The organism is Roseateles saccharophilus (assembly GCF_004342485.1).
GTDB lineage: Bacteria > Pseudomonadota > Gammaproteobacteria > Burkholderiales > Burkholderiaceae_C > Pelomonas > Pelomonas saccharophila.
Genome location: NZ_SMBU01000080.1, coordinates 1 through 4,478 on the forward strand (window position 1 = coordinate 1; position 4,478 = coordinate 4,478).

1 protein-coding gene, 2 tRNA genes and 2 rRNA genes are annotated in these 4,478 nt (G+C 51.7%); all 5 read right to left on the bottom strand.

Features of this window, described 5'->3' with window-relative positions:
- Positions 1 to 1,710 (bottom strand): 23S ribosomal RNA (locus tag EV671_RS27125); the annotation flags it as partial.
- A 312-nt stretch (positions 1,711 to 2,022) separates the two neighbouring features.
- A tRNA-Ala gene (locus EV671_RS26315) sits at positions 2,023 to 2,098 on the bottom strand.
- Positions 2,099 to 2,126: 28 nt separating this feature from the next.
- A tRNA-Ile gene (locus EV671_RS26320) sits at positions 2,127 to 2,203 on the bottom strand.
- Positions 2,204 to 2,393: 190 nt separating this feature from the next.
- Positions 2,394 to 3,917: ribosomal RNA gene (locus EV671_RS26325) — 16S ribosomal RNA — on the bottom strand.
- Positions 3,918 to 4,209: 292 nt separating this feature from the next.
- Entirely contained in the window at positions 4,210 to 4,350 is a 141-nt protein-coding gene (locus EV671_RS26940) for a hypothetical protein (RefSeq protein ID WP_165917748.1), read from the bottom strand.
- Positions 4,351 to 4,478: the final 128 nt, after the last annotated feature.

The window sequence follows — 4,478 nt, forward strand, 5'->3', positions numbered from 1 at the left end:
AGGTTCACCTACTAAAGGCACACCTTCTTCCGAAGTTACGGTGTCAATTTGCCGAGTTCCTTCTCCAGAGTTCTCTCAAGCGCCTTAGAATACTCATCTCGCGCACCAGTGTCGGTTTGCGGTACGGTCGTCAATAGCTGAAGCTTAGTGGCTTTTCTTGGAAGCAGGGTATCACTCACTTCGTCTGCAAGCAGACTCGTTATCACGCCTCATCTAAGCTCTCCGGATTTGCCTAAAGAGCACGACTACACGCTTGAACCAACATATCCAACAGTTGGCTGAGCTAACCTTCTCCGTCCCCACATCGCACTATTGATCGGTACAGGAATATTGACCTGTTTCCCATCAGCTACGCATCTCTGCCTCGCCTTAGGGGCCGACTCACCCTACGCCGATGAACGTTGCGTAGGAAACCTTGCGCTTTCGGCGAGGGGGCTTTTCACCCCCTTTAACGCTACTCATGTCAGCATTCGCACTTCTGATACCTCCAGCAGGCTTCACAACCCACCTTCACAGGCTTACAGAACGCTCTCCTACCACGCATATTGCTATGCATCCGCAGCTTCGGTAACTGGCTTAGCCCCGTTACATCTTCCGCGCAGGACGACTCGATCAGTGAGCTATTACGCTTTCTTTAAATGATGGCTGCTTCTAAGCCAACATCCTGACTGTTTTAGCCTTCCCACTTCGTTTCCCACTTAGCCAATTTTAGGGACCTTAGCTGGCGGTCTGGGTTGTTTCCCTCTTGAGTCCGGACGTTAGCACCCGGTGCTCTGTCTCCCAAGCTGTACTCTGCGGTATTCGGAGTTTGCATAGGTTTGGTAAGTCGCCATGACCCCCTAGCCTAAACAGTGCTCTACCCCCGCAGGTAATACTTGAGGCACTACCTAAATAGTTTTCGGAGAGAACCAGCTATTTCCAAGTTTGTTTAGCCTTTCACCCCTATCCACAGCTCATCCGCTAGTTTTGCAACACTAGTCGGTTCGGACCTCCAGCACCTGTTACGGTACCTTCATCCTGGCCATGGATAGATCACTTGGTTTCGGGTCTACACCCAGCGACTATTCGCCCTATTCGGACTCGATTTCTCTACGGCTTCCCTATTCGGTTAACCTCGCCACTGAATGTAAGTCGCTGACCCATTATACAAAAGGTACGCCGTCACCCTTGCGGGCTCCGACTTTTTGTATGCATGCGGTTTCAGGATCTATTTCACTCCCCTCCCGGGGTTCTTTTCGCCTTTCCCTCACGGTACTTGTTCACTATCGGTCGATTACGAGTATTTAGCCTTGGAGGATGGTCCCCCCATATTCAGACAGGATTTCACGTGTCCCGCCCTACTCTATTCGCGCCTAGTTCCACAATCTGCATTTCTCATACGGGGCTATCACCCGCTGTGGCCGGACTTTCCATTCCGTTCTGATATACAAACTGCTAAAACGCGAGGGCTACTCCGATTTCGCTCGCCACTACTTTCGGAATCTCGGTTGATGTCTTTTCCTCGAGCTACTGAGATGTTTCAGTTCACCCGGTTCGCCACAATGACCTATGTATTCAGTCAGAGTTACTCCTTGCGGAGTGGGTTTCCCCATTCGGAAATCTCCGGATCAAAGCTAATTTGCCAGCTCCCCGAAGCTTATCGCAGGCTATCACGTCCTTCGTCGCCTGTAATCGCCAAGGCATCCACCACATGCACTTAGTCACTTGACCCTATAACTTTGACAGCGCTGACTGCACTGTCGTCAAGGACTCAATTCAGATCCGTAGATCCAAACTGTTTTTGAGTATTCACGCGTTACGCCGTTCTTCATATCTAATCAATTTCTTGCTTAGTTGAAGTCTATGTTTGACGCAATCAAAATCATTGCTGACGGCACGGTGTATCAGGAGATACTTTCCGTCAGCAACGCTGATTCGACTCTACAAATTGTTAAAGAACAACAGCCGATCTTTCGACCTGAAGCTGGTAAACCTCAACGAACATCGCTATTCGCTAAGGTTTACCAACTCAATGAGTGAAACTGGTGGAGGATGACGGGATCGAACCGACGACCCCCTGCTTGCAAAGCAGGTGCTCTCCCAGCTGAGCTAATCCCCCGGGATGTCTTCAAATCGCTTTGAAGCCGTGGTGGGTCTGGCTGGATTCGAACCAGCGACCCCCGCCTTATCAAGACGGTGCTCTAACCGACTGAGCTACAGACCCACGCGAACTTTTGCGTTAGCTCTGTGCATGCCAGCCTGTCGAGGCCAGCTCCCCAGGCTCACGCAATTCACTCACTGTTGTATGACAGCCGATAAGTGTGGGCGCTTAAAGCAAAGTGCTTGAGCTTTCGCTCTTTAGTGTGATCTTGCTCTGCATGTCCCAAAGAACATACGAGGCGCGATCTATCTAGAAAGGAGGTGATCCAGCCGCACCTTCCGATACGGCTACCTTGTTACGACTTCACCCCAGTCACGAACCCTGCCGTGGTAATCGCCCTCCTTGCGGTTAGGCTAACTACTTCTGGCAGAACCCGCTCCCATGGTGTGACGGGCGGTGTGTACAAGACCCGGGAACGTATTCACCGCGGCAAGCTGATCCGCGATTACTAGCGATTCCGACTTCACGCAGTCGAGTTGCAGACTACGATCCGGACTACGACCGGGTTTCTGGGATTAGCTCCCCCTCGCGGGTTGGCAGCCCTCTGTCCCGGCCATTGTATGACGTGTGTAGCCCTACCCATAAGGGCCATGATGACCTGACGTCATCCCCACCTTCCTCCGGTTTGTCACCGGCAGTCTCATTAGAGTGCCCTTTCGTAGCAACTAATGACAAGGGTTGCGCTCGTTGCGGGACTTAACCCAACATCTCACGACACGAGCTGACGACGGCCATGCAGCACCTGTGTCCAGGTTCTCTTTCGAGCACTCCCAAATCTCTTCAGGATTCCTGGCATGTCAAGGGTAGGTAAGGTTTTTCGCGTTGCATCGAATTAAACCACATCATCCACCGCTTGTGCGGGTCCCCGTCAATTCCTTTGAGTTTCAACCTTGCGGCCGTACTCCCCAGGCGGTCAACTTCACGCGTTAGCTACGTTACTGAGAAGAAACCCTCCCAACAACCAGTTGACATCGTTTAGGGCGTGGACTACCAGGGTATCTAATCCTGTTTGCTCCCCACGCTTTCGTGCATGAGCGTCAGTACAGGTCCAGGGGATTGCCTTCGCCATCGGTGTTCCTCCGCATATCTACGCATTTCACTGCTACACGCGGAATTCCATCCCCCTCTACCGTACTCTAGCTATGCAGTCACAAAGGCAGTTCCCAGGTTGAGCCCGGGGATTTCACCTCTGTCTTGCATAACCGCCTGCGCACGCTTTACGCCCAGTAATTCCGATTAACGCTTGCACCCTACGTATTACCGCGGCTGCTGGCACGTAGTTAGCCGGTGCTTATTCTTCAGGTACCGTCATGAGTCCCAGGTATTAACCAGAACCTTTTCTTCCCTGACAAAAGCGGTTTACAACCCGAAGGCCTTCTTCCCGCACGCGGCATGGCTGGATCAGGCTTGCGCCCATTGTCCAAAATTCCCCACTGCTGCCTCCCGTAGGAGTCTGGGCCGTGTCTCAGTCCCAGTGTGGCTGGTCGTCCTCTCAGACCAGCTACAGATCGTTGGCTTGGTGGGCCTTTACCCCACCAACTACCTAATCTGATATCGGCCGCTCCAATCGCGCGAGGTCTTGCGATCCCCCGCTTTCACCCTCAGGTCGTATGCGGTATTAGCTGCTCTTTCGAGCAGTTATCCCCCACGACTGGGCACGTTCCGATATATTACTCACCCGTTCGCCACTCGTCAGCTTAACCTGTTACCGTTCGACTTGCATGTGTAAGGCATGCCGCCAGCGTTCAATCTGAGCCAGGATCAAACTCTACAGTTCGATCTTGAATTTACTCAACGGAATCGAACAAAGACTATTTGCATAGCTTCATTCTCTTTCCGTGAGCGTTTAAAGTCCGAAGGACCGCTGCAAGTCGCCTTGCAGCATCACTTCACTTCAAACGCCCACGCTTATCGGCTGTGAATTCTTAAAGAACATCGCAAACTTCAGAGTTTTAACTCTTCTTTTTGCGTCGCGCTGATTACGTTTTTCGTTATCAGCACAGAAGCGAGATTCTAATCCGCTTTTTCGCTTGTCGTCAAGTATTTTTGAAAATTTATTTTCGCAATACTCAACAACTTGCTTTCTCCGCCGCCTTCAACTGTTCGCTTTCGCGTTTTGTTGTCAGCAGCAAAGAGGCGAGATTTTGATCTGCTTTCGCAATGTCGTCAAGTACTTTTTGAAAATTTCTTTTGAAGAACTTTTCCAGCACCCGACGAACCCCTCCAGCTCGCCTCGAGCCTTTCGGCCCGCTTCGCCAATCTCACCGCCGCCAGCTGCCGTTCCCGACAAGCACCGCGTTGTGATCAGCGAAGCCCGCTACTGTAGCACAGGTTTTTT